Annotated in this window: 39 protein-coding genes; 38 read left to right on the top strand and 1 reads right to left on the bottom strand. The window is 69.8% G+C overall.

All coding sequences use genetic code 11. The features are described from left to right. The first annotated feature begins 48 nt into the window (after positions 1 to 48). The 34 genes from tuf to truA all read left to right on the top strand — a co-directional run bounded on the left by tuf (position 49) and on the right by truA (position 20353). Positions 49 to 1242, top strand: a complete 1194-nt coding sequence (tuf, locus tag ACFOW4_RS09980) for an elongation factor Tu (RefSeq protein WP_151488132.1) — start codon at positions 49 to 51, stop codon at positions 1240 to 1242. A gap of 349 nt (positions 1243 to 1591) precedes the next feature. After that, complete coding sequence (gene rpsJ, locus ACFOW4_RS09975; RefSeq protein WP_007073037.1) at positions 1592 to 1900, top strand: 30S ribosomal protein S10; 309 nt, start codon at positions 1592 to 1594, stop codon at positions 1898 to 1900. Positions 1901 to 1911: 11 nt separating this feature from the next. After that, a complete protein-coding gene (gene rplC / locus ACFOW4_RS09970; RefSeq protein WP_377526468.1) occupies positions 1912 to 2577 on the top strand; it encodes a 50S ribosomal protein L3 in 666 nt (221 codons plus the stop codon). Next, positions 2574 to 3224: a 50S ribosomal protein L4 gene (gene rplD, locus ACFOW4_RS09965; RefSeq protein ID WP_377526467.1), complete on the top strand. Its 651-nt coding sequence runs from the start codon at positions 2574 to 2576 to the stop codon at positions 3222 to 3224. Before rplC ends, rplD begins: the two co-directional genes overlap by 4 nt. After that, entirely contained in the window at positions 3221 to 3523 is a 303-nt protein-coding gene (rplW, locus tag ACFOW4_RS09960) for a 50S ribosomal protein L23 (protein ID WP_007465304.1), read from the top strand. Before rplD ends, rplW begins: the two co-directional genes overlap by 4 nt. A 12-nt stretch (positions 3524 to 3535) precedes the next feature. Further along, positions 3536 to 4375 (top strand): 50S ribosomal protein L2, encoded by an 840-nt coding sequence (gene rplB / locus ACFOW4_RS09955; RefSeq protein ID WP_377526465.1) that lies wholly within the window; start codon positions 3536 to 3538, stop codon positions 4373 to 4375. A 12-nt stretch (positions 4376 to 4387) separates the two neighbouring features. Continuing rightward, positions 4388 to 4669 carry a 30S ribosomal protein S19 gene (rpsS, locus tag ACFOW4_RS09950; protein WP_007073032.1) on the top strand — a complete coding sequence of 94 codons (282 nt, stop codon included), beginning with the start codon at positions 4388 to 4390 and terminating at the stop codon, positions 4667 to 4669. A gap of 41 nt (positions 4670 to 4710) precedes the next feature. Continuing rightward, the gene (rplV, locus tag ACFOW4_RS09945; protein WP_377526464.1) at positions 4711 to 5169 is read left to right on the top strand and encodes a 50S ribosomal protein L22; all 459 of its coding nucleotides are present in this window, start codon (positions 4711 to 4713) and stop codon (positions 5167 to 5169) included. Continuing rightward, positions 5169 to 6041 carry a 30S ribosomal protein S3 gene (gene rpsC, locus ACFOW4_RS09940; RefSeq protein ID WP_377526462.1) on the top strand — a complete coding sequence of 291 codons (873 nt, stop codon included), beginning with the start codon at positions 5169 to 5171 and terminating at the stop codon, positions 6039 to 6041. Before rplV ends, rpsC begins: the two co-directional genes overlap by 1 nt. A 3-nt stretch (positions 6042 to 6044) precedes the next feature. Beyond that, positions 6045 to 6470: a 50S ribosomal protein L16 gene (gene rplP / locus ACFOW4_RS09935; protein ID WP_073834927.1), complete on the top strand. Its 426-nt coding sequence runs from the start codon at positions 6045 to 6047 to the stop codon at positions 6468 to 6470. Further along, positions 6470 to 6706, top strand: a complete 237-nt coding sequence (gene rpmC / locus ACFOW4_RS09930; RefSeq protein ID WP_007465283.1) for a 50S ribosomal protein L29 — start codon at positions 6470 to 6472, stop codon at positions 6704 to 6706. Before rplP ends, rpmC begins: the two co-directional genes overlap by 1 nt. Further along, positions 6703 to 6981: a 30S ribosomal protein S17 gene (gene rpsQ, locus ACFOW4_RS09925; RefSeq protein WP_377526461.1), complete on the top strand. Its 279-nt coding sequence runs from the start codon at positions 6703 to 6705 to the stop codon at positions 6979 to 6981. Before rpmC ends, rpsQ begins: the two co-directional genes overlap by 4 nt. A 101-nt stretch (positions 6982 to 7082) precedes the next feature. Continuing rightward, positions 7083 to 7451 (top strand): 50S ribosomal protein L14, encoded by a 369-nt coding sequence (gene rplN, locus ACFOW4_RS09920; protein WP_007073026.1) that lies wholly within the window; start codon positions 7083 to 7085, stop codon positions 7449 to 7451. After that, the gene (gene rplX, locus ACFOW4_RS09915; protein WP_007465276.1) at positions 7448 to 7768 is read left to right on the top strand and encodes a 50S ribosomal protein L24; all 321 of its coding nucleotides are present in this window, start codon (positions 7448 to 7450) and stop codon (positions 7766 to 7768) included. The genes rplN and rplX overlap by 4 nt, the downstream gene beginning before the upstream one ends. Then, a complete protein-coding gene (rplE, locus tag ACFOW4_RS09910; RefSeq protein ID WP_377526459.1) occupies positions 7768 to 8334 on the top strand; it encodes a 50S ribosomal protein L5 in 567 nt (188 codons plus the stop codon). The genes rplX and rplE overlap by 1 nt, the downstream gene beginning before the upstream one ends. A gap of 1 nt (position 8335) precedes the next feature. Continuing rightward, positions 8336 to 8521 (top strand): type Z 30S ribosomal protein S14, encoded by a 186-nt coding sequence (locus tag ACFOW4_RS09905; RefSeq protein WP_007465272.1) that lies wholly within the window; start codon positions 8336 to 8338, stop codon positions 8519 to 8521. A gap of 116 nt (positions 8522 to 8637) precedes the next feature. After that, positions 8638 to 9045: a 30S ribosomal protein S8 gene (rpsH, locus tag ACFOW4_RS09900; protein ID WP_007465270.1), complete on the top strand. Its 408-nt coding sequence runs from the start codon at positions 8638 to 8640 to the stop codon at positions 9043 to 9045. Between the two features lie 16 nt (positions 9046 to 9061). Beyond that, positions 9062 to 9604, top strand: a complete 543-nt coding sequence (gene rplF / locus ACFOW4_RS09895; RefSeq protein ID WP_377526458.1) for a 50S ribosomal protein L6 — start codon at positions 9062 to 9064, stop codon at positions 9602 to 9604. After that, complete coding sequence (rplR, locus tag ACFOW4_RS09890) at positions 9601 to 9990, top strand: 50S ribosomal protein L18 (protein ID WP_377526456.1); 390 nt, start codon at positions 9601 to 9603, stop codon at positions 9988 to 9990. The genes rplF and rplR overlap by 4 nt, the downstream gene beginning before the upstream one ends. Positions 9991 to 10023: 33 nt before the next feature. Further along, positions 10024 to 10638: a 30S ribosomal protein S5 gene (gene rpsE, locus ACFOW4_RS09885; protein WP_074314587.1), complete on the top strand. Its 615-nt coding sequence runs from the start codon at positions 10024 to 10026 to the stop codon at positions 10636 to 10638. Then, positions 10638 to 10820 carry a 50S ribosomal protein L30 gene (gene rpmD, locus ACFOW4_RS09880; RefSeq protein WP_203939371.1) on the top strand — a complete coding sequence of 61 codons (183 nt, stop codon included), beginning with the start codon at positions 10638 to 10640 and terminating at the stop codon, positions 10818 to 10820. Before rpsE ends, rpmD begins: the two co-directional genes overlap by 1 nt. Then, a complete protein-coding gene (rplO, locus tag ACFOW4_RS09875) occupies positions 10820 to 11263 on the top strand; it encodes a 50S ribosomal protein L15 (RefSeq protein ID WP_377526455.1) in 444 nt (147 codons plus the stop codon). Before rpmD ends, rplO begins: the two co-directional genes overlap by 1 nt. A gap of 233 nt (positions 11264 to 11496) precedes the next feature. Next, entirely contained in the window at positions 11497 to 12825 is a 1329-nt protein-coding gene (gene secY, locus ACFOW4_RS09870) for a preprotein translocase subunit SecY (RefSeq protein WP_377526452.1), read from the top strand. Beyond that, entirely contained in the window at positions 12826 to 13473 is a 648-nt protein-coding gene (locus ACFOW4_RS09865) for an adenylate kinase (protein ID WP_377526451.1), read from the top strand. Between the two features lie 93 nt (positions 13474 to 13566). Continuing rightward, on the top strand, positions 13567 to 14418 hold the full coding sequence (map, locus tag ACFOW4_RS09860) for a type I methionyl aminopeptidase (RefSeq protein ID WP_377526449.1): 852 nt from the start codon (positions 13567 to 13569) through the stop codon (positions 14416 to 14418). Positions 14419 to 14626: 208 nt separating this feature from the next. Next, the gene (locus ACFOW4_RS09855) at positions 14627 to 15208 is read left to right on the top strand and encodes a DUF1707 domain-containing protein (protein WP_377526448.1); all 582 of its coding nucleotides are present in this window, start codon (positions 14627 to 14629) and stop codon (positions 15206 to 15208) included. A gap of 391 nt (positions 15209 to 15599) precedes the next feature. After that, complete coding sequence (gene infA / locus ACFOW4_RS09850; protein WP_007073013.1) at positions 15600 to 15821, top strand: translation initiation factor IF-1; 222 nt, start codon at positions 15600 to 15602, stop codon at positions 15819 to 15821. 93 nt (positions 15822 to 15914) lie between these two features. After that, positions 15915 to 16028, top strand: a complete 114-nt coding sequence (gene rpmJ, locus ACFOW4_RS09845) for a 50S ribosomal protein L36 (RefSeq protein ID WP_043965539.1) — start codon at positions 15915 to 15917, stop codon at positions 16026 to 16028. A 261-nt stretch (positions 16029 to 16289) separates the two neighbouring features. Continuing rightward, positions 16290 to 16670 (top strand): 30S ribosomal protein S13, encoded by a 381-nt coding sequence (gene rpsM / locus ACFOW4_RS09840; protein ID WP_377526446.1) that lies wholly within the window; start codon positions 16290 to 16292, stop codon positions 16668 to 16670. An 18-nt stretch (positions 16671 to 16688) separates the two neighbouring features. Beyond that, positions 16689 to 17096 carry a 30S ribosomal protein S11 gene (gene rpsK, locus ACFOW4_RS09835; RefSeq protein WP_030329919.1) on the top strand — a complete coding sequence of 136 codons (408 nt, stop codon included), beginning with the start codon at positions 16689 to 16691 and terminating at the stop codon, positions 17094 to 17096. Between the two features lie 14 nt (positions 17097 to 17110). Next, a complete protein-coding gene (rpsD, locus tag ACFOW4_RS09830) occupies positions 17111 to 17737 on the top strand; it encodes a 30S ribosomal protein S4 (protein ID WP_377526445.1) in 627 nt (208 codons plus the stop codon). Between the two features lie 99 nt (positions 17738 to 17836). Then, entirely contained in the window at positions 17837 to 18859 is a 1023-nt protein-coding gene (locus tag ACFOW4_RS09825; protein WP_074314574.1) for a DNA-directed RNA polymerase subunit alpha, read from the top strand. A gap of 34 nt (positions 18860 to 18893) precedes the next feature. Further along, on the top strand, positions 18894 to 19454 hold the full coding sequence (gene rplQ, locus ACFOW4_RS09820; protein ID WP_377526443.1) for a 50S ribosomal protein L17: 561 nt from the start codon (positions 18894 to 18896) through the stop codon (positions 19452 to 19454). 68 nt (positions 19455 to 19522) lie between these two features. Continuing rightward, on the top strand, positions 19523 to 20353 hold the full coding sequence (gene truA / locus ACFOW4_RS09815) for a tRNA pseudouridine(38-40) synthase TruA (protein WP_377526442.1): 831 nt from the start codon (positions 19523 to 19525) through the stop codon (positions 20351 to 20353). 64 nt (positions 20354 to 20417) lie between these two features. On the opposite strand, the gene ACFOW4_RS09810 is transcribed toward truA, so the two are convergent. Further along, positions 20418 to 21494, bottom strand: coding sequence for a hypothetical protein (locus ACFOW4_RS09810; RefSeq protein ID WP_377526440.1), 1077 nt, complete (start codon positions 21492 to 21494; stop codon positions 20418 to 20420). 102 nt (positions 21495 to 21596) lie between these two features. On the opposite strand from ACFOW4_RS09810, the gene ACFOW4_RS09805 reads away from it, so the two are divergent. Genes ACFOW4_RS09805 through ACFOW4_RS09790 form a run of 4 tightly spaced genes read left to right on the top strand, consistent with a single transcriptional unit; the run spans position 21597 to position 25693 of the window. Next, positions 21597 to 22202 (top strand): class I SAM-dependent methyltransferase, encoded by a 606-nt coding sequence (locus tag ACFOW4_RS09805; protein WP_377526439.1) that lies wholly within the window; start codon positions 21597 to 21599, stop codon positions 22200 to 22202. Between the two features lie 41 nt (positions 22203 to 22243). Continuing rightward, positions 22244 to 23920 carry an ABC-F family ATP-binding cassette domain-containing protein gene (locus ACFOW4_RS09800; protein WP_377526438.1) on the top strand — a complete coding sequence of 559 codons (1677 nt, stop codon included), beginning with the start codon at positions 22244 to 22246 and terminating at the stop codon, positions 23918 to 23920. Further along, positions 23917 to 24729 carry a nucleotidyltransferase domain-containing protein gene (locus tag ACFOW4_RS09795; RefSeq protein ID WP_377526436.1) on the top strand — a complete coding sequence of 271 codons (813 nt, stop codon included), beginning with the start codon at positions 23917 to 23919 and terminating at the stop codon, positions 24727 to 24729. Before ACFOW4_RS09800 ends, ACFOW4_RS09795 begins: the two co-directional genes overlap by 4 nt. A gap of 1 nt (position 24730) precedes the next feature. Beyond that, complete coding sequence (locus tag ACFOW4_RS09790) at positions 24731 to 25693, top strand: aldo/keto reductase (protein ID WP_377526435.1); 963 nt, start codon at positions 24731 to 24733, stop codon at positions 25691 to 25693. The last annotated feature ends 1 nt before the right edge of the window (position 25694 follow it).

Genomic DNA, 25694 nt, shown 5'->3' with positions numbered 1-25694 from the left:
GACCGGCGCGCCGGGCGTACGAACCAAGAAGTCCACAGGAGGACACCAGTGGCGAAGGCGAAGTTCGAGCGGACTAAGCCGCACGTCAACATCGGCACCATTGGTCACATCGACCACGGTAAGACGACGCTGACGGCGGCCATCACCAAGGTCCTGCACGACCAGTTCCCGGACCTGAACCCGTACACGCCGTTCGACGAGATCGACAAGGCGCCGGAGGAGAAGGCCCGCGGCATCACGATCTCGATCGCGCACGTCGAGTACCAGACCGAGGCGCGGCACTACGCGCACGTCGACTGCCCCGGCCACGCCGACTACATCAAGAACATGATCACCGGTGCCGCGCAGATGGACGGCGCGATCCTGGTGGTGGCGGCGACCGACGGCCCGATGCCGCAGACCCGCGAGCACGTGCTGCTGGCCCGTCAGGTCGGTGTGCCGTACATCGTCGTGGCGCTCAACAAGAGCGACATGGTCGACGACGAGGAGCTCCTGGAGCTCGTCGAGCTCGAGGTCCGTGAGCTGCTCTCCTCGCAGGAGTACCCGGGCGACGACCTGCCGGTCGTGCGGGTCTCGGCGCTGAAGGCCCTCGAGGGTGACCCCGAGTGGACCGGCAAGCTCCTGGACCTGATGACCGCGGTCGACACCGCGATCCCGCAGCCGGAGCGCGAGACCGAGAAGCCGTTCCTCATGCCGATCGAGGACGTCTTCACGATCACCGGTCGTGGCACCGTCGTCACCGGTCGCGCCGAGCGCGGCATCCTCAAGCCGAACGAGGAGGTGGAGATCGTCGGTATCCGCGAGAAGTCGCAGAAGACGGTCTGCACCGGCATCGAGATGTTCCGCAAGCTGCTCGACGAGGCCCGCGCGGGCGAGAACGTCGGTCTGCTGCTGCGGGGCATCAAGCGCGAGGACGTCGAGCGCGGCATGGTGGTCGTCAAGCCGGGCACCACGACCCCGCACACGGAGTTCGAGGCGACGGTCTACATCCTCTCCAAGGAGGAGGGCGGCCGGCACACCCCGTTCTTCCAGAACTACCGTCCGCAGTTCTACTTCCGGACCACGGACGTCACCGGTGTCGTCACGCTCCCCGAGGGCACCGAGATGGTCATGCCGGGCGACAACACCACCATGTCGGTGAAGCTGATCCAGCCCATCGCCATGGAGGAGAACCTCAAGTTCGCGATCCGCGAGGGTGGCCGCACCGTCGGCGCCGGGTTCGTCACCAAGATCATCAAGTGAGCTAGGTAACCCCGATTAGACCCGCCGCCGGTCGTGCGGCATACTAGTCAGGTTGCGTAACGACAGTTCGCCGCCCGTGTTCGGCTTCCGCTGAACCTCCGGGTAGGGGGACCGTCGGGCGTAGGGTGGTTGGCGGCTGGCCGCCAACCACCCTCGCACGGCGTTCAGGTCGCGGTAATGCGATCGGCGCCTTGACCCACCGCGTGGTCAGCACCGCTCCGGAGTCCCGGGGCGGAGCCTGGCCCGAGGGCGCGACACGCCCGACCGCGGGGGTCGGCGAAGTGGGCCTGTACCAGCCGGTACGGGCGCCCGCAACACAGCGGCATCGAGAGAAGGAACAGAAGCCACCATGGCGGGACAGAAGATCCGCATCCGGCTCAAGGCCTATGACCACGAGGTCGTCGACTCCTCGGCTCGGAAGATCGTCGAGACGGTGACGCGCACCGGGGCGCAGGTCGCGGGCCCGGTGCCGCTGCCCACGGAGATCAACCGTTTCTGCGTTATCCGCTCGCCGCACAAGTACAAGGACTCGCGCGAGCACTTCGAGATGCGCACGCACAAGCGGCTGATCGACATCATCGACCCGACCCCGAAGACGGTCGACTCGCTCATGCGCCTCGACCTGCCGGCTGGCGTCGACATCGAGATCAAGCTGTAGGGACCGGACAAATGGACAGGCAAGTCAAGGGGATCCTGGGCGCAAAGCTCGGCATGACCCAGGTCTGGGACAACAACCGTGTTGTTCCCGTGACCGTGGTTCAGGCCGGCCCGTGCGTCATCAGCCAGGTTCGTAGCGCCGAGAAGGACGGTTACTCCGCAGTCCAGCTGGCGTACGGCACGATCGACCCGCGCAAGGTCAAGAAGCCGGTCAGCGGGCACTACGCGAAGGCGGACGTGGCGCCGCGCCGGCACATCGTCGAGCTGCGCACCAGCGACGCCGCGGACTACTCGCTCGGCCAGGAGATCACGGTCGAGGAGTTCCCGGCCGGTATGCCGATCGACGTCACCGGCAAGACCAAGGGCAAGGGCTACGCCGGCGTCATGAAGCGGCACGGCTTCCACGGTCTGGGCGCCGGCCACGGTGTCGAGCGCAAGCACCGGTCGCCGGGCTCCATCGGCGGCGCCTCCACGCCGGGTCGTGTCTTCAAGGGCACCCGGATGGCCGGCCGCATGGGTGGCACGCGCTACACCGTGCAGAACCTGACCGTTCAGGCGGTCGACACCGAGAACAACCTCCTGCTCGTCCGTGGTGCCATCCCTGGCCCCAAGGGCGCGCTGGTCCTGGTCCGTACCGCGGCCAAGGCCAAGGCGAAGAAGGGCGGTGCGGCCAAGTGACCACCGTTGACGTCCGCACCGTCGAGGGCGGCAAGAGCGGCTCCGTCGAGCTGCCGGCCGACATCTTCGACGCGCAGGCCAACGTCGCGCTGATGCACCAGGTCGTGGTGGCGCAGCTCGCGGCGGCCCGGCAGGGCACGCACAAGGTCAAGACCCGCGGCGAGGTCGCCGGTGGCGGCAAGAAGCCGTACAAGCAGAAGGGCACCGGTCGCGCCCGGCAGGGCTCGATCCGCGCGCCGCAGTTCGCCGGCGGTGGCGTGGTGCACGGTCCCGTGCCGCGCGACTACAGCCAGCGGACCCCGAAGAAGATGAAGGCCGCCGCGCTGCGGGGTGCCCTCTCCGACCGGGCCCGCGCCGGGCAGGTGCACGTCGTCGAGGCCTTCGTCTCGGGCGAGAAGCCGTCGACCAAGGCCGCTCTGGCCACGCTGACCAAGCTCACCGAGGCCCGTCGGGTCCTGGTCGTGCTGAGCAGCACCGACGAGCTGAACTGGGTGTCGCTGCGCAACGAGCCGCGCGTGCACCTGATCGAGGCCGGCCAGCTCAACACGTACGACGTGCTGGTGGCCGACGACGTGGTCTTCACCAAGGACGCCCTGGACGAGTTCCTGGGCGTGCCCGCCGAGACCACCGAGGAGGGTGGCAAGTGAGCACGATCGCCGACCCGCGCGACATCATCGTGGCGCCGGTCGTCTCGGAGAAGAGCTACAGCGAGCTGAACCGGAACTGGTACACCTTCCTGGTGCACCCGGACGCGAACAAGACCGAGATCAAGATCGCTATCCAGCAGATCTTCAACGTCCGCGTCCTGACGGTCAACACGCTCAACCGCCAGGGTAAGCGCAAGCGCACCAAGACCGGCTTCGGTCAGCGCAAGGCGACCAAGCGGGCGATCGTGAAGCTGGCTGACGGTGACCGTATCGAGGCCTTCGGCGGCCCGGTCAGCTGAGGGGTGTAGACAATGGCTATCCGTAAGTACAAGCCGACGACGCCGGGCCGACGCGGCTCCAGCGTCGCCGACTTCGCCGAGATCACCCGGTCCACGCCGGAAAAGTCGCTGCTGGCTCCGCTGCCGAAGAAGGGCGGGCGTAACGCCCACGGCCGGATCACCACGCGGCACCACGGTGGCGGTCACAAGCGCCAGTACCGTCTGATCGACTTCAAGCGGGTCGACAAGGACGGCGTGCCGGCGAAGGTCGCCCACATCGAGTACGACCCGAACCGCACCGCGCGCATCGCGCTGCTGCACTACGCCGACGGCGAGAAGCGCTACATCCTCGCGCCGAAGGACCTGAAGCAGGGCGACCGCGTCGAGTCGGGCCCGGCCGCCGACATCAAGCCGGGTAACAACCTGCCGCTGCGCAACATCCCGGTCGGTACCACGATCCACAACGTGGAGCTGCGTCCGGGTGGCGGGGCCAAGCTGGCCCGTTCCGCCGGCGTCGGCATCCAGCTGCTCGGCCGTGAGGGCGCGTACGCGACCCTGCGTATGCCGTCCGGCGAGATCCGGCGGGTGGACGTGCGCTGCCGCGCGAGCGTCGGCGAGATCGGCAACGCCGACCAGTCGAACATCAACTGGGGCAAGGCCGGCCGGATGCGGTGGAAGGGCAAGCGCCCGACCGTCCGTGGTGTCGCCATGAACCCGGTCGACCACCCGCACGGTGGTGGTGAGGGTAAGACCTCCGGTGGTCGCCACCCGGTCAACCCGCAGGGTAAGCCCGAGGGCCGCACCCGCCGTAAGGGCCAGCCGAGTGACCGGCTGATCGTCCGCCGCCGCTACGCCACGCGTAAGCGCGGCTGAGGGAGATAAGACATGCCTCGCAGCCTGAAGAAGGGCCCGTTCGTAGACGACCACCTGCTCAAGAAGGTGGAGACGCAGAACGACAAGGGCTCGAAGAACGTGATCAAGACCTGGTCGCGGCGCTCGACGATCATCCCGGAGATGCTCGGGCACACGATCGCCGTGCACGACGGACGCAAGCACGTCCCGGTGTTCGTGACCGAGGCGATGGTCGGGCACAAGCTCGGCGAGTTCGCGCTGACCCGCACGTTCAAGGGTCACGAGAAGGACGACCGGAAGAGCCGTCGGCGCTGACGCCGCGGGCATACGGATAGAGGGAACAAGGGGTTACAGCGATGCCAGGAAAGGGCGACGCTCCGGTGCTTCCGGGCGCGCGGGCGGTTGCGCGGCACGTGCGCATCTCGCCGATGAAGGCGCGCCGGGTGGTCAACCTCGTCCGCGGCCTGCCCGCGAAGGAGGCTCTCACGGTGCTGCAGTTCGCGCCGCAGGCTGCGAGCGAGCAGGTGTACAAGGTGCTCGCTAGCGCGATCGCCAACGCGGAGAACAACGAGCGGCTGGATCCTGACGCGCTGCTCGTCAGCGAGGCGTTCGTGGACGAGGGCCCGACGATGAAGCGGTTCCAGCCGCGGGCTCAGGGCCGGGCCTACCGGATCCGCAAGCGCACCTGCCACATCACCGTGGCGGTCGAGGCGGTCGCGCCGGCAGCGCCGAGGAAGGCCGCGGCGAAGAAGGCCGCCCCGGCGACGCAGGCCGCACCGGCCGAGACGGCAAGCAAGACGGAGGACGCCGAGTAATGGGTCAGAAGGTTCACCCCACTGGGTTCCGGCTCGGCATCTCGACCGACTGGAAGTCCCGCTGGTTCGCGGACAAGCTCTACAAGGACTACATCGGCGAGGATGTCAAGATCCGCCGGATGATGTCCAAGGGCCTCGAGCGTGCCGGCATCTCCAAGGTCGACATCGAGCGCACCCGCGACCGGGTCCGGGTCGACATCCACACCGCCCGGCCGGGCATCGTCATCGGCCGTAAGGGTGCGGAGGCCGACCGGATCCGCGGCGAGCTCGAGAAGCTCACCGGCAAGCAGGTGCAGCTCAACATCATCGAGGTGAAGAGCCCCGAGTCGGACGCGCAGCTGGTCGCGCAGGGCGTGGCCGAGCAGCTGTCCAGCCGGGTCAGCTTCCGTCGGGCGATGCGCAAGGCCATGCAGTCCGCGATGAAGAACCCGGTCGTCAAGGGCATCCGGGTCCAGGTCTCGGGTCGTCTCGGCGGCGCCGAGATGAGCCGGACCGAGTTCTACCGCGAGGGCCGGGTTCCGCTGCACACGCTGCGGGCCAACATCGAGTACGGCTTCTTCGAGGCTCGTACCACCTTCGGCCGGATCGGCGTGAAGGTCTGGATCTACAAGGGTGACGCGGTTCCGGGCCGGGAGGCTCCGGCCGAGGCCGGTCCGTCCCGCCCGCGTCGTGGCGAGCGTGGCGACCGTCCGGAGCGTCCGCGCCGTGGTCGGTCGGGTTCGTCCGGCACGACGGCCGGTGGCACCGAGGCCGGCCGGGCTGCCGCGACGACGATCGCGCAGCAGGCCGAGACGCCGAGCGGCGAGCCGGTTGACACCGGCGCGGTCGCCGCGGTCGCCACTCAGCCGGCAGAAACGCAGCAGGAGGGCTGACAGATGCTGATGCCGCGCAAGCCCCCGAAGGGCTTCCGCAAGCCGCACCACCCGGACCGCCACGGCGCGTCCAAGGGTGGTAACCGGGTGGTGTTCGGCGAGTTCGGGATCCAGGCTCTCGAGCCGGCGTACGTGACGAACCGCCAGATCGAGTCGGCGCGTATCGCGATGACCCGTCACATCAAGCGTGGCGGCAAGGTCTGGATCACGATCTTCCCGGACCAGGCTCTCACCAAGAAGCCCGCCGAGACCCGGATGGGTTCCGGTAAGGGTTCGCCCGAGTGGTGGGTTGCCAACGTCAAGCCGGGGCGGGTCCTCTTCGAGATGTCCTTCCCCAACGAGCAGATCGCGCGAGAGGCCATGCGTCGCGCGATCCACAAGCTCCCGATGAAGTGCCGGATTGTTACGCGCGAAGTGGGTGAATCCTGATGGCAGCGGGCGTTAAGGCGACCGAGCTGCGTGAGCTCTCCGAGGAGGAGCTGGTCACGAAGCTGCGGGAGGCCAAGGCGGAGCTGTTCAACCTCCGCGTGCAGGCCGCGACCGGGCAGCTGGACAACAACCGGCGGCTGCAGGTCATCCGTCGGGAGATCGCCCGGATCTACACGATCATGCGTGAGCGCGAGCTGGGGCTCTCGGCCGCGCCGACTGAGGTGACTGCATCATGACCGAAGACACCGCCACCGCCGCCGCGCGGTCCCGCCGCAAGGTCCGTGAGGGCCTGGTGGTCAGCGACAAGATGGACAAGACCGTCGTGGTCGAGGTCGAGGACCGGGTCAAGCACGCGCTGTACGGCAAGATCATGCGCCGGACCAGCAAGCTGAAGGTCCACGACGAGCAGAACGACGCCGGCATCGGCGACCGGGTCCTGATCATGGAGACCCGGCCGCTGTCCGCCACCAAGCGTTGGCGGATCGTGGAGATCCTGGAAAAGGCCAAGTAGCGAAGGCTCGATCTCGCCCGGCGTTGCGTCGGGCGCAGGTTCCGCCAGGCTCCGGCCGGCCGCCACGGCGGCCGGAGAACCGGCAGACATAGGAGATAGACGTGATTCAGCAGGAGTCGCGACTGCGCGTCGCCGACAACACGGGTGCTCGGGAGATCCTGTGCATCCGGGTTCTCGGTGGCTCCGGTCGGCGCTACGCGAGCATCGGCGACGTCATCGTGGCCACCGTCAAGGACGCGATCCCGGGTGCCGGTGTCAAGAAGGGCGACGTCGTCAAGGCGGTCGTCGTCCGCACCGCCAAGGAGAAGCGGCGGCCGGACGGCTCGTACATCCGCTTCGACGAGAACGCCGCCGTCATCATCAAGGACGGTGGGGACCCGCGTGGTACCCGTATCTTCGGCCCGGTGGGTCGGGAGCTGCGGGACAAGCGGTTCATGAAGATCATTTCCCTCGCGCCGGAGGTGTTGTGACCGTGAAGGTCAAGAAGGGCGACACGGTCGTCGTCATCGCCGGCAAGGACAAGGGTGCCAAGGGCAAGGTCATTGCGGCCTACCCGCGGCAGGACAAGGTCCTGGTCGAGGGCGTGAACCGGGTCAAGAAGCACACCCGCATCAGCACCACCCAGCGTGGCGCCAAGACCGGTGGCATCGTCACCCAGGAGGCCCCGATCCACGTCTCGAACGTGCAGGTCCTGGACTCCGACGGCAAGCCGACCCGCGTCGGTTACCGCATCGACGACAACGGCCAGAAGGTCCGCATCGCGCGTAGCACCGGTAAGGACCTGTGATGACCACGGCTACCGAAAAGACCCTGCCGCGCCTCAAGGAGCGGTACCGCAACGAGATCGTGGCCCAGCTGCGCGAGCAGTACAGCTACGGCAACCCCATGCAGGTGCCGCGGCTGGTCAAGATCGTCGTCAACATGGGTGTCGGCGAGGCTGCTCGCGACGCCAAGCTGATCGACGGCGCGGTCCGCGACCTCGCCACGATCACCGGCCAGAAGCCGCAGGTGCGGCGGGCGACCAAGTCCATCGCGCAGTTCAAGCTCCGCGAGGGCATGCCGATCGGTGCGAAGGTGACCCTTCGCGGCGACCGGATGTGGGAGTTCCTGGACCGGCTGCTCTCGATCGCGCTGCCGCGTATCCGCGACTTCCGCGGTCTGGACGGGCGCAAGCTCGACGGGCACGGCAACTACACGTTCGGTCTGACCGAGCAGTCGGTGTTCCACGAGATCGACCAGGACAAGATCGATCGCCAGCGGGGCATGGACATCACGGTGGTCACGACCGCCACGACCGACGACGAGGGCCGGGCGCTGCTCAAGCTCCTGGGCTTCCCGTTCAAGGAGAACTGAGATGGCCAAGAAGGCGCTGATCATCAAGGCGGCCGCGAAGCCGAAGTTCTCGGTTCGCGCTTACACCCGCTGCCAGCGGTGCGGGCGCCCGAAGGCGGTCTACCGCAAGTTCGGGCTCTGCCGGGTCTGCATCCGGGAGATGGCCCACCGCGGTGAGCTGCCGGGCGTGTCCAAGGCTTCCTGGTAAGGGCGACCGCGTCCCGGCTGTCGGCCGGGACCTCCTGCACCGATTAGGTATTGCTCTTCGCCGTAGGCCCGGGGCCGGTGCCCCGGGAACCCCGGCGAGAAAGGCTGACGAAATCCATGACGATGACCGACCCGATCGCAGACATGCTCACGCGTCTGCGTAACGCCAACCAGGCGTACCACGATCAGGTGAAGATGCCCTACTCGAAGATCAAGGCGAACATCGCCGAGGTCCTCAAGGCCGAGGGTTACATCGCCACCTGGTCGGTCGAGGAGCCCGAGGAGGGCGCCGTCGGCAAGCGACTGGTCGTCGAGCTGAAGTACGGCCAGAACCGCGAGCGGAGCCTGGCCGGCATCAAGCGCGTGTCCAAGCCCGGTCTCCGGGTGTACGCCAAGTCGGACGGGCTCCCGCGGGTGCTCGGCGGGCTGGGCGTGGCGATCATTTCGACGTCCCAGGGGCTGCTCACCGACCGGCAGGCCCGCAAGCGGAGCGTTGGCGGGGAAGTCCTCGCCTTCGTCTGGTAACGGGAGACAGGTAGAAATGTCGCGAATTGGACGTAAGTCGATCCCGGTGCCAGCCGGCGTCGACATCACGATCGACGGGCAGACCGTCAAGGTCAAGGGCCCCAAGGGCGAACTGCAGCACACCATCGCCGCGCCGATCACGGTCGAGCGGGCGGAGGACGGGCAGCTGAACGTCAACCGCCCGAACGACGAGCGCAAGGCGAAGGAACTGCACGGCCTGAGCCGGACGCTGGTCGCCAACATGATCGTCGGGGTCACCGAGGGCTACCGTAAGAGCCTGGAGATCGCCGGCACCGGTTACCGGGTCACCGCCAAGGGCAAGGACCTCGAGTTCGCGCTCGGGTTCTCGCACCCGGTGCTGGTCCCCGCCCCGGAGGGCATCACCTTCACGGTGGAGCGGCCGACCCTCTTCCACGTGGCCGGCATCGACAAGCAGCAGGTCGGTGAGGTTGCCGCCAACATCCGGAAGATCCGCCCGCCGGAGCCCTACAAGGGCAAGGGCGTGAAGTACCAGGGCGAGGTCATCCGCCGCAAGGCTGGAAAGGCAGGTAAGAAGTGAGCGCCACGCTGCTCAAGCGCCGCCGCGGTGTCGCCGCCAAGCGCGCCGTTGGGCGTGCGCGTCGACACTTCCGCGTCCGCAAGAACGTCAGCGGTACGGCCGAGCGTCCGCGCCTGGTCGTCACCCGTTCGCTGCGGCACATGGTCGCCCAGATCGTCGACGACACCAAGGGTCACACCCTGGCGTCGGCGTCGACCCTGGACGCCTCGCTGCGCGGTACCGAGGGCGACAAGAGCGCCCTGGCTGGCAAGGTCGGCGCGCTGCTGGCCGAGCGGGCCAAGGCCGCCGGCATCTCCAAGGTCGTCTTCGACCGCGGTGGCAACCGGTACGCGGGGCGGGTCGCCGCGCTTGCCGATGCCGCCCGCGAAGCCGGGCTCGAGTTCTAACAACCCCGTCACGAGAGAGAAGAGAGGCTGCTGATGCCAGGTCAACAGCGCCGTGGCGGCGGGTCCGGTGGCAACGAGGGTGGTCGCCGCGACAACCGCCGTGAGGGCGGCCGCGGAAACGCGCCCGTCGAGAAGACCCCGCACCTCGAGCGGGTCGTCGCGATCAACCGCGTCGCCAAGGTCGTGAAGGGTGGTCGTCGCTTCAGCTTCACCGCCCTGGTGATCGTGGGCGACGGCGACGGCACGGTCGGCGTGGGCTACGGAAAGGCCAAGGAGGTGCCCGCGGCGATCGCCAAGGGTGTCGAGGAGGCCAAGAAGCACTTCTTCAAGGTGCCGCGTATCGGCCAGTCGATCCCGCACCCGGTCACGGGTGAGGACGCCGCCGGCGTCGTGCTGCTCAAGCCGGCCTCGGCCGGTACGGGTGTCATCGCCGGTGGTCCGGTGCGTGCCGTGCTGGAGTGCGCCGGTATCCACGACGTGCTCTCCAAGAGCCTCGGGTCGTCCAACCCGATCAACATCGTGCACGCCACCGTGGCGGCCCTGAAGGGGCTTGAGTCCCCCGAGCAGGTCGCGGCGCGTCGTGGCCTGCCGGTGGAGGACGTCGCGCCGGCCGCCATGCTGGCGTCGCGGGCGGGGGTGGCGCACTGATGGCACGTCTCAAGGTCACCCAGCTCCGGTCCGAGATCGGGACCAAGCAGAACCAGCGTGACTCGCTGCGTTCGCTCGGTCTCAAGCGGATCAACGACGTGGTGGTCAAGGAGGACCGGCCGGAGATTCGCGGCATGATCTTCGCGGTTAACCACCTCGTGAAGGTCGAGGAGGTCGAGTAATGACGATCAAGGTCCACCACCTGCGCCCGGCGCCCGGGTCCAAGACCGCGAAGACCCGTGTGGGTCGCGGTGAGGGCTCGAAGGGCAAGACCGCCGGTCGCGGTACCAAGGGTTCCAAGGCCCGCAAGAACATCTCGGCGGCGTTCGAGGGTGGGCAGATGCCCATCCACATGCGCCTGCCGAAGATGAAGGGCTTCAAGAACAAGTTCAAGGTGGTCTTCCAGGTGGTCAACCTGGACCGGCTCGCCGAGCTGTTCCCCAACGGCGGCCAGGTCGGCCCGCTTGAGCTGGTCGAGGTCGGCGCGGTCCGCAAGGGCCAGCCGGTGAAGGTCCTTGGTACCGGTGACCTCGGCGGGGTGGCTCTCCAGGTGTCGGCGCACGCGTTCAGCGCGTCGGCCAAGGAGAAGATCGCCGCCGCCGGTGGCTCCGTCACCGAGCTGTAAGGCGTACGACCCGTGGCGCCCGTCCAGTTGTGTTCAACTGGCGGGCGCCATGGTCTACCTGGGCCGTGTGCGCCCGGTAACATCGGAAGCGGTTTATGTAGCCGGGCACGTCTGCCCGGACCGGGATCGGGCTGTTAGAGTCCCATCCCAGCCATGGATATCGGGCACTCGCCCGGCACCCACCCCGGCCCGCCAGGGATCACCGGCGGCCCGCCTCGCGCAGGAGGAAGAAGTTGCTGTCCGCCTTTCTCAGTGCGTTCCGTACGCCTGACCTGCGCAAGAAGCTGCTGTTCACAGTAGGCATCATCGCGGTCTACCGACTGGGTGCCACGCTGCCCAGTCCGGGCGTCTCGTACGGCAACGTGCAGAAGTGCCTCGACACCCTGCAGGGTGAAAACACGGGCGTGCTGAACCTGCTCAACCTCTTCTCCGGCGGAGCGCTGCTGCAGCTCTCGGTCTTCGCGCTGGGCATCATGCCCTACATCACCGCGTCGATCATCCTGCAGCTGCTGACCGTGGTGATTCCCCGGCTTGAGCAGCTCCGCAAGGAGGGCCAGGCCGGTCAGGCGAAGATCACCCAGTACACCCGCTACCTGACCCTCGGTCTCGGTGTGCTCCAGGCCTCGGCGTTCGTCGCGCTGGCCCGTTCCGGGCAGCTCTTCCAGAACCGCTGTGACCAGTTCCCGATCATCCCCGAGGGCACCGGCATCCCGGACTGGCTGACGCTGACCATCCTGGTGATGACGATGACCGCCGGCACCGGCATGGTCATGTGGCTCGGCGAGCTGATCACCGACCGCGGCGTCGGCAACGGCATGTCCGTGCTGATCTTCACCTCGATCGCGGCCCGGCTGCCCAGTGAGGGCTGGCAGATCAAGACCAGCAAGGGCTGGGACATGTTCGCCCTGGTCATCGCGCTGGTCCTGGTGGTCATCACCGCGGTCACCTTCATCGAGCAGGCGCAGCGCCGGATCCCGGTGCAGTACGCCAAGCGGATGATCGGCCGGCGCATGTACGGCGGCACCTCGACGTACATCCCGCTGAAGGTCAACCAGGCGGGTGTCATCCCGGTCATCTTCGGCTCGTCGCTGCTCTACCTGCCGCAGCTGGCGCTGCAGTTCTTCGACCAGAACAACCCGGGCAAGACCCAGGCCTGGATCCAGAACAACCTGGTGGCGCCGAGCAGCCCGATCTACATCTCGGTCTACTTCCTGCTGATCATCTTCTTCACGTACTTCTACGTCTCGATCACGTTCAACCCGACCGAGGTCGCGGACAACATGAAGAAGTACGGCGGGTTCGTGCCGGGCATCCGACCGGGCAAGCCGACGGCCGACTACCTGGACTTCATCCTCAGCCGGATCACCCTGCCGGGCGCGCTCTACCTGGGCATCATCTCGATCCTGCCGAACTTCTTCTTCATCTGGCTGGACAACCAGCAGTACCAGAACTTCCCGTTCGGCGGCACCGCTGTGCTCATCATGGTCGGCGTCGGTCTGGAGACCGTTAAGCAGATCGAGAGCCAACTCATGCAGCGGAACTACGAAGGGTTCCTGCGGTAGATGAGACTCGTTCTGGTTGGCCCGCCGGGCGCGGGCAAGGGCACGCAGGCCGAGTTCATCGCCGCGCACCTGGCGGTCCCGAAGATCTCGACCGGGGACATCTTCCGGTCGAACGTGACCCAGGGCACGCCGCTCGGTGTCGAGGCGAAGCGGTACATGGACGCGGGCGAGCTGGTCCCGGACGAGGTGACCATCAACATGGTCCGGGACCGGCTGGCCGAGCCCGACGCCAGCGAGGGCTTCCTGCTCGACGGCTTCCCGCGCACCACGCCGCAGGCCGCCGCACTGGACAAGCTCCTCGCCGATCTGGGCACCGCCCTGGACCTGGTGCTGGAGCTGGTGGTCGACGACGACGAGGTGATCCGGCGGCTCTCCGGCCGGCGCACCTGTCGGGGCTGCGGCAAGATCTGGCACGTCGAGTTCGACGCCACCACCCGGGACGGCATCTGCGACCGCTGTGGCGCGGAGCTGTTCCAGCGTGACGACGACAAGCCGGAGACCATCGCCACCCGCCTGCGGGAGTACAGCGAGAAGACCGCGCCCCTGGTCGACTACTACGGCGCCCAGGGCAAGCTGGTCGGCATCGACGCGACCGGGCCGGTGGAGGACGTCACCGTCCGGGCCATCGACGCGCTGCGCTCGTACTGAGGCCGTGGTCGGGCCGTACCACGGCGGATAGAGTGCGAACAGCGGGGTACGTGCGACGTGCCCCGCTGTTCGGCAACGAAAGGTAACCGCTCCATGCGTCGTCCCCAGCTGGACATCCAGCTGAAGACCCCTGACCAGATCGAGAAGATGCGCGCCGCGGGGCTGGTGGTGGCCGAGGCGCTGCGTCGGATGCGCGAGGCGGTGGCTCCCGGGGTGAGCACCGCCGACCTGGACGCGATCGCCGAGTCGACGATCCGCGAGGCGGGCGCGGTGCCGTCGTTCAAGGGCTACCACGGCTTCCCGGCGTCGATCTGCTCCTCGGTCAATGAGCAGATCGTGCACGCCATCCCCGCGCCGGAGCAGGTGCTCCGCGACGGTGACCTGATCTCCATCGACTGCGGGGCGGTGCTCGACGGCTGGCACGGCGATGCCGCGATCACCGTCGGGGTGGGCGACGTCGACCCGGCGCTGCTGAAGATGGCCGAGGTCGCCGAGGACGCGATGTGGGCCGGCATCGCCGCCGCCGCCCGGGGCGCGGCCAGCGGCAGGGGCCGGCTCACCGACATCTCGCACGCGGTGGAGAACGCCGTGCGCAAGGGTGGCCGCTACGGCATCGTTGACGGGTACGGCGGGCACGGCATCGGCACCGAGATGCACCAGGACCCGCACGTGCTCAACCACGGCCGGCCGGGCAAGGGCCCGCGGCTGGTCCCGGGGATGGCGCTGGCCATCGAGCCGATGATCACCATGGGTTCGCCGCGTACCGCCGAGCTCGCCGACGGCTGGACGGTGGTCACCCGGGACGGCTCCATGGCCGTGCACGTCGAGCACTCGATGGCGCTGCTGTCGGACGGCGTCTGGGTGCTGACCGCGTTCGACGGCGGCCGGGGCCGCCTGGGCGACCTGGTCACCGCCCGTCAGCCGGCCACGTCGACCGCTCCCTGACCGACCCGGGCGACCGCCCGCCGTCCGATCAGGGGTCCGCCGCTAGTTCCGCCGCCCGTTCGCTAGTTCCGCCGCCCGTTCGCTAGTTCCGCCGCCCGTTCGCTAGTTCCGCCGGCCGTCGCGGGTTCAACGGGCCATCGGCCGACGGGCGGGGGAGCTGGAAGGTCGGGCGGGACGCCAGTGGCGTGGCGGTGGCACCCTTGCCGACATGGACGGGCGCGACGGGATGCGGGCCGCGGACGCGGACCGGCAGGCGGTGGCCGACCGGCTGCGGTCAGCCGTCGACGAGGGTCGGCTGAACCTGCACGAGTACGACGAGCGGTTGCAGCGGGCCTACGCCGCCCGCACGTACGCCGAACTGGACGTCCTGCTCGCCGACCTGCCGGCGGTGACGCCTCCGGAGCGCTCGGCGCTCGCCCCGGACCCCGCCGGGCCGCCTGACCCCGCCGGTGGTCGGCCGTCCCCGGCCGCCCCTCGGGGCGTCGCGGCCCGCTGGCTGGCCGAGGTGTGGCTGCCGTACCTCAGGGTGGTCGCCACCGTGGTGACGATCTGGGCGGTGACCTCGGTGCTCTCCCGCGACCTGCTCTACTTTTGGCCCGCGTGGGTGGCCGGGCCCTGGGGTGCGGTGCTGGCGGTCCGCACGGTCAGCGGGCTGGCCGGGGGAGAGCCGCGGCGCCAGGCGATCGAGCGGGAGCGCCGGCGCCGGCACAAGCGGGCCAAGCGGGCCCGCCGGCGGGAACTCCGCGCCGGTGGACCGGACGAGCGGGACGACCCGCGTCCGGTCGGCTGACCGGCCCCGTCCCGGCAGGGTGGGCCAGGCCGGCGGGCCGCTCCGGCCGGCACGGAGATCATCGGGGGCTCCGGGCGGCGGGTCCCGACGGGCCGCGCGGTGATCGTCGCGGGTTGCGGCCGGCGCGTGGCCACGGGTCGCGCGGAGATCATCGAGGGCCCTGGCGGGCGGAGGTGGCCGGACTCGCCGGCGTGGTGGGTGGTCGGTTTGGCGACCGACCGCAGGCGGGCGTACACTTTCTGATCGGCGCACAGCGTCCACTCCGGCATGCCCACCCTGCGCTTCGGTGGGAGCTGGAGCCGCGGCTGGCGCGGGCCCCTGATCTTGGTCAGATGCCCGTGTAAGACGTTGTGAGCCGTCCGGAGTAACCGAAGTCAGGACAGCGGAGGACATGCCGAAAAAAGACGGAGCCATCGAGATCGAGGGTCGGGTCATCGAGCCCCTGCCGAACGCCATGTTCCGGGTGGAGCTCGCGAACGGCCACAAGGTGCTGGCTCACATCAGCGGCAAGATGCGACAGCACTACATCCGCATCCTGCCGGAGGACCGGGTCGTCGTCGAACTTTCGCCGTACGACCTGACCCGCGGGCGCATCGTCTACCGCTACAAGTAGTCCTGACGACGGCCGGATCGTCCCGTGTCCGTCTTCGACGTCCGGGGTCGCGCCTACCGCGCGTCGCCGGGCCAGATGGGAAGTAAGGCAACCGTGAAGGTCAAGCCGAGCGTCAAGAGGATCTGCAACAAGTGCCGGGTTATCCGCCGGCACGGCCGGGTCATGGTCATCTGCTCTGACCCGCGCCACAAGCAGCGCCAGGGCTGAACCACTCCCACCGGTCGTGACACGGCCGGTCGGATCGGTCCGGGCCGCAGATCCAGGCAAGCACATCACCAGCTCGTTCCAGCCGCGAGCGGTACGCAGCGCGTACTCAATCGTGGTTGACCCCCGGTCGGAGGCCGGGGCCCGCTTGGGCACGACCGATCCCGGTCGCCGGCGCTGACAGCGTCGGAAGGACGGGGCGGCCGGTAGCGGGGAGGAACGGGTCCACACCTCCGCCACACATCACGAGGAGTACGCCCGCACATGGCACGTCTAGTCGGCGTGGATCTCCCCCGCGAGAAGCGGATGGAGATCGCGCTCACCTACATTTTCGGGGTCGGTCGCACCCGTGCCCTGGAGACGCTCGCCGCCACCGGCATCTCGCCGGACAAGCGCGCCCGGGACCTCACGGATGAGGAGCTGGTCGAGCTCCGCAACCACATCGAGGGCAACTACAAGGTAGAAGGCGACCTGCGCCGCGAGGTCGCCGCTGACATCCGCCGCAAGGTCGAGATCGGCTGCTACGCGGGTATCCGGCACCGCCGGGGCCTGCCCGTCCGTGGCCAGCGGACCAAGACCAACGCGCGGACCCGCAAGGGCCCGAAGCGGACCGTCGCCGGCAAGAAGAAGCCCGGCAAGAAGTAATAGGAGCGCAGAAGACTTATGCCACCGAAGGCTCGTGCCGGAGCCGCTGTCAAGAAGGTCCGGCGCAAGGAACGCAAGAACGTCGCCCACGGGCAGGCGCACATCAAGAGCACCTTCAACAACACCATCGTGTCCATCACGGACCCGACCGGTGCGGTCATCTCCTGGGCCTCCGCCGGCCAGGTTGGCTTCAAGGGCTCGCGCAAGTCGACCCCGTTCGCCGCGCAGCTGGCCGCCGAGGCCGCCGCGCGTCGGGCGATGGAGCACGGCATGCGCAAGGTCGACGTGTTCGTCAAGGGTCCCGGCTCCGGCCGGGAGACCGCCATCCGTTCGCTGCAGGCCGTGGGCCTCGAGGTCGGGCAGATCGCCGACGTCACCCCGCAGCCGCACAACGGTTGCCGTCCGCCCAAGCGTCGCCGGGTCTGAGAGGTTAGAGAGAGATGGCTCGTTACACCGGTGCTGACTGCCGCCGTTGCCGGCGGGAGAAGATGAAGCTGTTCCTCAAGGGCAGCAAGTGCGATGGCCCGAAGTGCCCGTTCGAGTCCCGGCCGTTCCCGCCCGGGCAGCACGGCCGCGGCCGCACCAAGGAGACGGAGTACCTGCTCCAGCTCCGCGAGAAGCAGAAGGCCCGTCGTGTCTACGGCGTGCTGGAGAAGCAGTTCCGCGGCTACTACGAAGAGGCCGTGGGCAAGCAGGCGAAGACCGGTGAGGTCCTCCTGCAGATCCTCGAGTCGCGGCTCGACAACGTCGTCTACCGGGCCGGCTACGCCCACTCGCGGGACATGGCCCGCCAGCTGGTCAAGCACGGTCACTTCACGGTGAACGGCAAGAAGGTCGACATCCCGTCGTACCGCGTCAAGGAGCACGACATCATCGAGGTCCGGGGCAAGAGCAAGGAGCTCACCCCGTTCGTCGTCGCGCAGGCGCAGGCCGGTTCGCGCTCGGTGCCCGCGTGGCTCGAGGCGATCCCCAGCCAGATGAAGATCCTCGTGCACTCCCTCCCGGCCCGGCAGGTCATCGACACGCAGGTCCAGGAGCAGTTGATCGTCGAGCTCTACTCCAAGTAGTCAGAGCTCGTTGCGGTGGCCCGCCCTCCGGGGCGGGCCACCGGAACGGTTTGTGTCGTGGGCGTCAAATAGCGGGCGCCCCGGAAGAGAAGAGAAGACATGCTCATCAGCCAGCGACCGTCCCTCTCCGAGGAGTCGATCAGCGAGACCCGCTCCCGGTTCGCCATCGAGCCGCTGGAGCCGGGCTTCGGCTACACCCTGGGCAACTCGCTGCGGCGCACGCTGCTGTCGTCGATCCCGGGCGCGGCGGTGACGTCGATCAAGATCGACGGCGTGCTGCACGAGTTCACCACGATCCCCGGTGTCAAGGAGGACGTGGTCGAGCTCGTCATGAACATCAAGGAGCTCACGGTCAGCTCCGAGCACGACGAGCCGGTCAGCATGTACCTGCGCAAGCAGGGCCCGGGCGACGTGACGGCGGGCGACATCCAGCCGCCGGCCGGCGTCTCGGTGCACAACCCGGACCTGAAGCTCGCCACCCTCAACGGCAAGGGCCGGCTCGACATGGAGCTGACCGTCGAGCGGGGTCGGGGCTACGTCACGGCGGCGCAGAACAAGCAGTCCGGCGCCGAGATCGGCCGCATCCCGGTCGACTCGATCTACTCGCCGGTGCTGAAGGTGACCTACCGCGTCGAGGCGACCCGTGTGGAGCAGCGCACCGACTTCGACCGGCTGATCATCGACGTCGAGACCAAGCCGTCGATGGGCCCGCGTACCGCGCTGGCTTCCGCCGGCTCGACGCTGGTGGAGCTCTTCGGGCTGGCCCGGGAGCTGGACGAGACCGCCGAGGGCATCGACATCGGGCCGTCCCCGCAGGACGCCCAGCTGGCGGCGGACCTGGCTCTGCCGATCGAGGAGCTGGACCTCACCGTCCGCTCCTACAACTGCCTCAAGCGCGAGGGCATCAACACCGTTGGTGAGCTCATCGGGCGTACCGAGGCCGACCTCCTCGACATCCGCAACTTCGGGCAGAAGTCGATCGACGAGGTCAAGATGAAGCTCGCCGGGATGGGTCTCGGGCTGAAGGACTCGGCTCCGAACTTCGACCCGGCGCACGTCGTGGACACCTTCGGCGAGGCCGACTACGACACCGACGACTACCGCGAGACCGAGCAGCTCTAGTCCGCGCTGCCGCCACAACTGAGGAGCACCAAGCATGCCCACGCCCACCAAGGGCCCCCGCCTCGGCGGCAGCCCCGCGCACGAGCGGCTGATGCTGGCCAACCTGGCCACCGCGCTGTTCCAGCACGGCAAGATCCAGACCACCGAGACCAAGGCCCGGCGGCTGCGTCCGCTGGCCGAGCAGCTCATCACCAAGGCCAAGCGCGGTGACCTGGCGTCCCGGCGGCGGGTGCTGGGCGTCGTCAAGGACAAGGACGTGGTCTACGCCCTGTTCGACCAGATCGCGCCGCGGTACACCAACCGCAACGGTGGCTACACCCGGATCGTGAAGACCGGTTCGCGCAAGGGTGACAACGCGCCGATGGCCGTCATCGAGCTGGTGGAGGAGCTTCAGGTCGCCGAGCCGAAGGCGAACAAGAAGACCGCCGCCCGCAAGGCCGCGCAGCAGGACAAGGTCGAGGCGCTCGCCCCGGCCGAGGAGGCCCCGCAGTCGGCCCCGGCCGACCAGGACTCCGAGGCGCCGGTGTCGGCGTCCGGTGACACCAAGGCCGCTCGCGAGGACAGCGACGAGGCCGGCGAGAACGACAAGGCCTGATCCAGGCCACCGTCGGGCCCGGCATCCCTCAGGGGGTGCCGGGCCCGACCCGTAACAGGAGGTACGAGGTGGACGAGCGGATCCGGCTGCGGCTGGACGTCTCGTACGACGGCACCGGTTTCTCCGGCTGGGCCGCCCAGCCGACCCGACGCACCGTCGCCGGGGTGCTCGTCGAGACCCTGGACCTGGTCCTGGGCGCCGGTACCGCCACCGGGCTGACCGTGGCCGGTCGGACCGACGCGGGGGTGCACGCCACCGGGCAGGTCTGCCACCTGGACCTGCCCGCCGAGGTGTGGCGGCAGCACGACGGGCGGCTGGTGCGTCGGCTGGCCCGGTTGCTCCCCACCGATGTGCGGGTACGGGCGATGACCGAGGTGCCGGCCGACTTCGACGCCCGGTTCTCGGCCACCTTCCGCCGCTACGAGTACCGGGTCACCGACGCCCCGTTCGGGGCCGAGCCGCTGCGCCGGCACGAGATCCTGGCCTGGCCGAAGCCGCTGGACCTGGCCGCGCTGAACGCCGCGGCGGCGGGCTTGGTGGGGGAGCACGACTTCGCCGCGTACTGCCGGCGCAAGGAGAACGCGACCACGCTGCGCGAGGTGACCCGGCTGGACTGGCGCAGCGAGCCCGACGGCATCCTGGTCGCCACCGTGCAGGCGGACGCGTTCTGCCAGGCGATGGTGCGCAGCCTGGTGGGCGCGATGCTGGTGGCCGGCGACGGTCGCCGTCCGGTGGAGTGGCCGGGCAGCCTGCTGACCCGCCGGGAGCGGTCCAGTGAGGTGACGGTGGCCGCGGCGCACGGGTTGACCCTGGTCGCGGTGGGCTACCCGGAGGACCCGGCCGAGTACGCCCGCCGTGCCGACCTGACCCGGCGGCTGCGGGTCCCGGTCGAGGGTTGACCGCCGGACGCACGAACGACGGGTGCGCCGCCGGTCGGCGACGCACCCGTCAACGGGGGGCTGATCAGTCGCCCGGTGTCTCGTCCCCGCCGGTGCCGTCCTGGCTCCCGCCGGACTCCGACGGGCCCGCCGTGGGCTGGCCGGCGCTGCCGCCTTCGGCCCGCCGCTCCAGCACACCCCGGCTCAGGTGCAGCTCGATGATGTCGAAGAGGATCTCCCGGACCTGGGTGTCACCGGCCTTCACCGCGGCTCCGTCGGCCCGGACGACCAGCGCGTACGCCAGGTAGTGGCCGCGCACCTGCCAGCCGACCCGGGCCGGTGCGGTGGACACCACCTCGCTGTCGTCGCCCGCGCTCATGCCGCGGAACCGGCCCTGCCGCTCGTCGAGCAACTGCCGGATCCGGTCCCGGGCCCGTTCCGCGCTGACCTTGTCAGTGAGGTTGAACAGCCCCGCGGTGACCAGGTGGTCGCCGCTGGGCGTTCGCAGCGTGGCCCGGACCACCTGGTTGCAGCCGAGCCTGGCCAGCAGCTCGGCCACCTCGCCGGTGGCGGCGACCGCGCAACTGCCGCTGGAGTGCGTCTTGAGCACCTGGTAGGGCGGTTGGCCGTCGCCGACGGCCAACCGCTTGGCCGGGAAGAGTTCCTTGGCCGTCAGCGGTGCCTGGTCGGTGTCGCGGGAGTCGAGATCCTGCCGCTCGGCCGGCGCGGACGCCGCAGCGCCGGGCTGGTACGTCGGGATGGGCTGTGGCTGCGGGTCGCGGTCCACCAGCAGGGCCGCCGCACCGAGACCGCAGAGCGCGAGCAGGACGAGGACGGCCGCGCCGCCGATCAGCACCTGCCAGAGCCGGCCGCCGCCGCGGCGGGCGGGTACCTCGATCGGCTCTGCCGAGGTGTAGACGTGGTCCGGCGGCGGGGGAGGCGGGGCCTCGACCGGCATCGGCATCGGCGGGGGCGGGGGCGGGGGCGGGGGCGGGGACGACGGAAGAACCAGTTGGTTCGGCCGGGACAGCGACGGTGTCGGGAAGCGGGACGGCGACGGTCCCGCGGGCGGGGGCGGACCGGCGCCGAAGTCGGACAGGTCGGACCCGGGCTCCGGGTACTCCACGAAAGCGTCCTCATCGGACTCGTACCGATACACCATGCCGCCCAGAGTAGGAGCGATTGTCCCTTTAGGGGGTAATAATGGGAAATGTGGGTGTGGGCCGTGTCGGCGGGTACCCCGAGCGGTGCGAGAATTGCCGCCGTGACCGGCGACCACTACTTCACCGCTGAACCCACCACCGACGCCCAGCCCCGTGAGGTGGAGTTCTCCGTCGCCGACCGCGACTACCGGCTCGCCTCGGCCGGCGGGGTCTTCTCCGCTACCCGGCTCGACCCGGGCACCGCCGTGCTGCTGCGCAAGGCCGACCTGCCCGCCGCCGACACCACCGGTGAGCTGCTCGACCTCGGCTGCGGCTTCGGACCGATCGCCTGCGTGCTCGCCGACACCGCCCCGACGGCCACCGTGTGGGCCGTCGACGTCAACGCCCGCGCCCGCGAACTGACCGCCGCCAACGCGGCCCGGATCGGCGCCACCGACCGGGTCCGGGTGGCCGCGCCGGACGACGTGCCCGGCGACGTCCACTTCGCCCAGATCTGGTCGAACCCGCCGATCCGCATCGGCAAGGAGGGGCTGCACGACCTGCTGCTGCGCTGGCTGCCCCGGCTCGCCCCGGACGGCGTCGCCTGGCTGGTGGTCGCCCGGCACCTCGGCGGCGACTCACTGCACCGCTGGCTCGCCGACCAGGGCTGGCAGGTCGAGCGGCAGGCCAGCCAGAAGGGCTTCCGGGTGCTGCGGGTCACCCGGTAATTGGATGTACCCGCCGGCCCTGACTGGGGCAGGATCCCCGCGTGGGATACGTGGACGTGGCAGCGGTCGGGCACATCCTGCCCGACGGTCGGGAACTCTTCGCCGACGTGTCGTTCCGGGTCGGTGAGGGGGCCAAGGTCGCCCTGGTCGGGCCGAACGGCGCGGGTAAGACGACGCTGCTGCGGATGGTCGCGGGCGACCTGCCGGTGCGTACCGGAGCCGTCGCGCGGGCCGGTGGCCTCGGCGTGATGCGCCAGTTCATCGGCATGATCGGCGACGAGTCCACGTTGGCCGACCTGGCCCTGTCGCTGGCCCCGCCGCCGCTGCGCGACGCCGGCCGCCGGCTCGTCGAGACCGAGACGGCGATGCGGGCGGCCGAGGTCCGCGGCAAGTACAGCACCGCAGCCGGCAAGGCCCAGCTGGCGTACGCCGACGCGCTCGGCGCCTGGGGCGAGGCCGGCGGGTACGACGCCGAGGTGCTCTTCGACACCGTCTCCACCATCGTGCTGGACCTTCCCTGGGACGCCGCCCGGGACCGGCCGGTGCGCACCCTCTCCGGCGGCCAGCAGAAGCGCTTCGCCCTGGAACTGCTGCTGCGCGGCACGGACGAGGTGCTGCTGCTCGACGAGCCGGACAACTTCCTCGACGTGCCCGGCAAGCGGTGGCTGGAGGGGCGGCTGCGCGAGTCGGGCAAATCGGTGCTCTACGTCTCGCACGACCGGGAGTTGCTGGCGCACACCGCCGACCGGGTGGTCGCCGTGGAGGGCGGCAGCGCCTGGATCCACCCCGGTGGCTTCGCGAGCTGGCACTCCGCCCGGGTGGCCCGGCACGCCCGCCTCGACGAGCTGCGCCGACGCTGGGACGAGGAGCACCAGAAGCTGCGCGAGCTGATGCTCATGTACAAGCAGAAGGCCGCGTACAACGACGGGCTGGCCTCGCGTTACCAGGCGGCGCAGACCCGGCTGCGCAAGTTCGAGGAGGCCGGCCCGCCGCCCGTACCGCCGAAGGACCAGGACATCCGGATGCGGCTGTCCGGCGGGCGGACCGGCAAGCGCGCGGTCATCTGTGACCAGCTGGAGCTCGACGGCCTGACCTACCCCTTCGACCTGGAGATCTGGTACGGCGACCGGGTGGCGGTGCTCGGCGCCAACGGGACGGGGAAGTCCCACTTCCTGCGACTGCTCGCCCGTGGCGGCACCGACCCCGACCCGGCCAACGGGCCGATCGACGCGTCGGCCCTCGCCCCGGTCGCCCACGACGGCACGGTGCGCCTGGGGGCCCGGGTACGTCCCGGGCACTTCTCGCAGACCCACGACCGGCCGGAGTTGATGTCGAAGACCCTGGTCGAGGCGCTCTGGCGCGGCGACGAGCACCGGGCCGGGATGGACCGGCACGCGGCCATGGGGGTGCTCAGCCGCTACGAGCTGGCCGCGCAGGGCGACCAGCGCTTCGGCACCCTCTCCGGCGGCCAGCAGGCCCGGTTCCTGGTGCTGCTGCTGGAGTTGTCCGGAGCGACGCTGCTGCTGCTCGACGAGCCCACCGACAACCTCGACCTGGCCAGCGCCGAGGCGTTGGAGGCCGGCCTGAACGCGTTCGAGGGGACGGTCGTCGCCGTCACCCACGACCGCTGGTTCACCCGCTCCTTCGATCGTTTCGTCCTGTTCGGCGGCGACGGCGAGGTGGTGGAGACCCCGGAGCCGGTTTGGGACGTCCGGTGATCCCCAGCGACCTGCCCGACCGGCTCTGCGCCGTCGGCGGGGTGGTCGCGGTCGCGCTCGGCGGTAGCCGGGCGCGGGGGGAGCACCGGCCGGACTCCGACTGGGACCTCGGCCTGTACTACCGGGGCGAGCTGGACGTGTCGGCGCTGCGAGCGGTCGCCGCGTCGGTCGCCGACGACTCCGACGTGGCGCTCACCGCGCCGGGCGGTTGGGGGCCGTGGGTCGACGGCGGCGGCTGGTTGCGCATCGGCGGCGTCGCGGTGGACTGGATCTACCGGGACCTCGACCGGGTGCACCGGGTCTGGGCGGACTGCCGCGCCGGGCGGTACGAGGTGGGGGTGCAGGCTGGGCACCCGCTCGGTTTCTACTCCTCCGCCTACGCGGGCGAGGTGGCGCTCTGCCGGGTGCTCGCCGATCCGACCGGTGAGCTGGGCGGGCTCCGGGAGCAGACCGGCACGTACCCGCCCGCGCTCGCCGACGCGCTGGTGGCCGGCGGCTGGGAGGCCGGGTTCCTGCTGGCCGGCGCCGCCAAGGCCGCGGCCGGCGGGGACAGCGGGTACGTCGCCGGATGTCTGTTCCGGGTGGTCGGGGTGCTCGCCCAGGTGCTGCACGCCCGCGCGGGCCGGTGGCTGGTCAACGAGAAGGGGATGATCGCCGCCACGGGCCGGCTGCCCGGCGCCCCGCCGGACTTCGAGCGGCAGGCCCAGGCCCTGCTCGGCGCCGTCGGCCACAGCTCCGCCGAGCTGACCGCCACCATCGACGCCACCCGCGAACTGGTCACCGAGGTGGCGGTCATCGGGCGGGCATAGGGTGGATCTCGTGACTGAGATGACCTATCGCCGGCTGGGCGACTCCGGGCTCGTGGTGTCCGTGGTCGGCATCGGCTGCAACAACTTCGGCCGCAAGCTCGACCTCGACGGGACCCGCGCGGTGGTGGACGCCGCCCTGGACGCCGGGATCAACTTCTTCGACACCGCCGACATCTACGGGGAGCCGCAGGGCGCCTCGGAGGAACTGCTCGGGCAGGCGCTCAAGGGGCGCCGGGACGACGTCGTGGTGGCCACCAAGTTCGGCATGGACATGAACGGGCTGAACGGCCCCGACCACGGCGCCCGTGGCGCGCGGCGCTACATCGCCCGGGCCGTGGAGGCGTCGCTGCGCCGGCTCGGCACCGACCACATCGACCTTTACCAGATGCACGAACCCGACCCGGGCACCCCGATCGACGAGACCCTCGCGGCGCTGGACGACCTGGTCCGCGACGGCAAGGTGCGCTACCTGGGCAACTCCAACTTCGCCGGCTGGCAGATCGCCGACGCGGACTGGGTCGCCTCCTCCAACGGCCGGTCCCGCTTCATCAGCGCGCAGAACCACTACAGCCTGCTGGAGCGGTCCGTCGAGACCGAGGTGATCCCGGCCTGCGAGCGGTTCGGCCTCGGCATGCTGCCGTTCTTCCCGCTGGCCAACGGCCTGCTCACCGGCAAGTACAAGCGCGACGAGCAGCCCCCGGCCGGTAGCCGGCTCGCCGGCGGTGGCCGGTACGCGGCCCGGCTCGCCGCCGCGGACTGGGACACCATCGAGGCCATCGAGGCGTACGCCGCGGAGCGCGGGTTGACCATGCTCCAGGTGGCGATCGGTGGACTGGCCGCCCAGCCCGCGGTCACCTCGGTGATCGCCGGCGCCACCACGCCCGAGCAGGTGGCGGCCAACGCCGCCGCGGGCACCTGGCAGCCCACCGACGACGATCTGGACGCCCTGCAGGCCATCCTCTGAC

Source organism: Micromonospora sp. GCM10011542 (assembly GCF_042650685.1).
Lineage (GTDB): Bacteria > Actinomycetota > Actinomycetes > Mycobacteriales > Micromonosporaceae > Micromonospora.
This window is presented reverse-complemented; position numbering and strand designations above follow the sequence as displayed.

Bases quoted from the DNA above. Each gene is read 5' to 3' on its own strand.
- rpsJ (WP_007073037.1), top strand. From the start codon at position 1,592: ATGGCGGGACAGAAGATCCGCATCCGGCTCAAGGCCTATGACCACGAG.
- rpsC (WP_377526462.1), top strand. From the start codon at position 5,169: ATGGGTCAGAAGGTTCACCCCACTGGGTTCCGGCTCGGCATCTCGACC.
- rpmC (WP_007465283.1), top strand. From the start codon at position 6,470: ATGGCAGCGGGCGTTAAGGCGACCGAGCTGCGTGAGCTCTCCGAGGAG.
- ACFOW4_RS09855 (WP_377526448.1), top strand. From the start codon at position 14,627: ATGGACGGGCGCGACGGGATGCGGGCCGCGGACGCGGACCGGCAGGCG.
- rpsS (WP_007073032.1), top strand. From the start codon at position 4,388: ATGCCTCGCAGCCTGAAGAAGGGCCCGTTCGTAGACGACCACCTGCTC.
- map (WP_377526449.1), top strand. From the start codon at position 13,567: ATGCGTCGTCCCCAGCTGGACATCCAGCTGAAGACCCCTGACCAGATC.
- ACFOW4_RS09810 (WP_377526440.1), bottom strand. From the start codon at position 21,494: ATGGTGTATCGGTACGAGTCCGATGAGGACGCTTTCGTGGAGTACCCG.
- infA (WP_007073013.1), top strand. From the start codon at position 15,600: ATGCCGAAAAAAGACGGAGCCATCGAGATCGAGGGTCGGGTCATCGAG.
- rpmD (WP_203939371.1), top strand. From the start codon at position 10,638: ATGGCACGTCTCAAGGTCACCCAGCTCCGGTCCGAGATCGGGACCAAG.
- rpsD (WP_377526445.1), top strand. From the start codon at position 17,111: ATGGCTCGTTACACCGGTGCTGACTGCCGCCGTTGCCGGCGGGAGAAG.
- ACFOW4_RS09865 (WP_377526451.1), top strand. From the start codon at position 12,826: ATGAGACTCGTTCTGGTTGGCCCGCCGGGCGCGGGCAAGGGCACGCAG.
- rplF (WP_377526458.1), top strand. From the start codon at position 9,062: ATGTCGCGAATTGGACGTAAGTCGATCCCGGTGCCAGCCGGCGTCGAC.
- rpsM (WP_377526446.1), top strand. From the start codon at position 16,290: ATGGCACGTCTAGTCGGCGTGGATCTCCCCCGCGAGAAGCGGATGGAG.
- rplC (WP_377526468.1), top strand. From the start codon at position 1,912: ATGGACAGGCAAGTCAAGGGGATCCTGGGCGCAAAGCTCGGCATGACC.
- ACFOW4_RS09905 (WP_007465272.1), top strand. From the start codon at position 8,336: ATGGCCAAGAAGGCGCTGATCATCAAGGCGGCCGCGAAGCCGAAGTTC.
- rpsQ (WP_377526461.1), top strand. From the start codon at position 6,703: ATGACCGAAGACACCGCCACCGCCGCCGCGCGGTCCCGCCGCAAGGTC.
- rplB (WP_377526465.1), top strand. From the start codon at position 3,536: ATGGCTATCCGTAAGTACAAGCCGACGACGCCGGGCCGACGCGGCTCC.
- rplP (WP_073834927.1), top strand. From the start codon at position 6,045: ATGCTGATGCCGCGCAAGCCCCCGAAGGGCTTCCGCAAGCCGCACCAC.
- rplE (WP_377526459.1), top strand. From the start codon at position 7,768: ATGACCACGGCTACCGAAAAGACCCTGCCGCGCCTCAAGGAGCGGTAC.
- rplO (WP_377526455.1), top strand. From the start codon at position 10,820: ATGACGATCAAGGTCCACCACCTGCGCCCGGCGCCCGGGTCCAAGACC.
- rpsK (WP_030329919.1), top strand. From the start codon at position 16,689: ATGCCACCGAAGGCTCGTGCCGGAGCCGCTGTCAAGAAGGTCCGGCGC.
- rplV (WP_377526464.1), top strand. From the start codon at position 4,711: ATGCCAGGAAAGGGCGACGCTCCGGTGCTTCCGGGCGCGCGGGCGGTT.
- rpsE (WP_074314587.1), top strand. From the start codon at position 10,024: ATGCCAGGTCAACAGCGCCGTGGCGGCGGGTCCGGTGGCAACGAGGGT.
- rplQ (WP_377526443.1), top strand. From the start codon at position 18,894: ATGCCCACGCCCACCAAGGGCCCCCGCCTCGGCGGCAGCCCCGCGCAC.
- rpsH (WP_007465270.1), top strand. From the start codon at position 8,638: ATGACGATGACCGACCCGATCGCAGACATGCTCACGCGTCTGCGTAAC.
- ACFOW4_RS09825 (WP_074314574.1), top strand. From the start codon at position 17,837: ATGCTCATCAGCCAGCGACCGTCCCTCTCCGAGGAGTCGATCAGCGAG.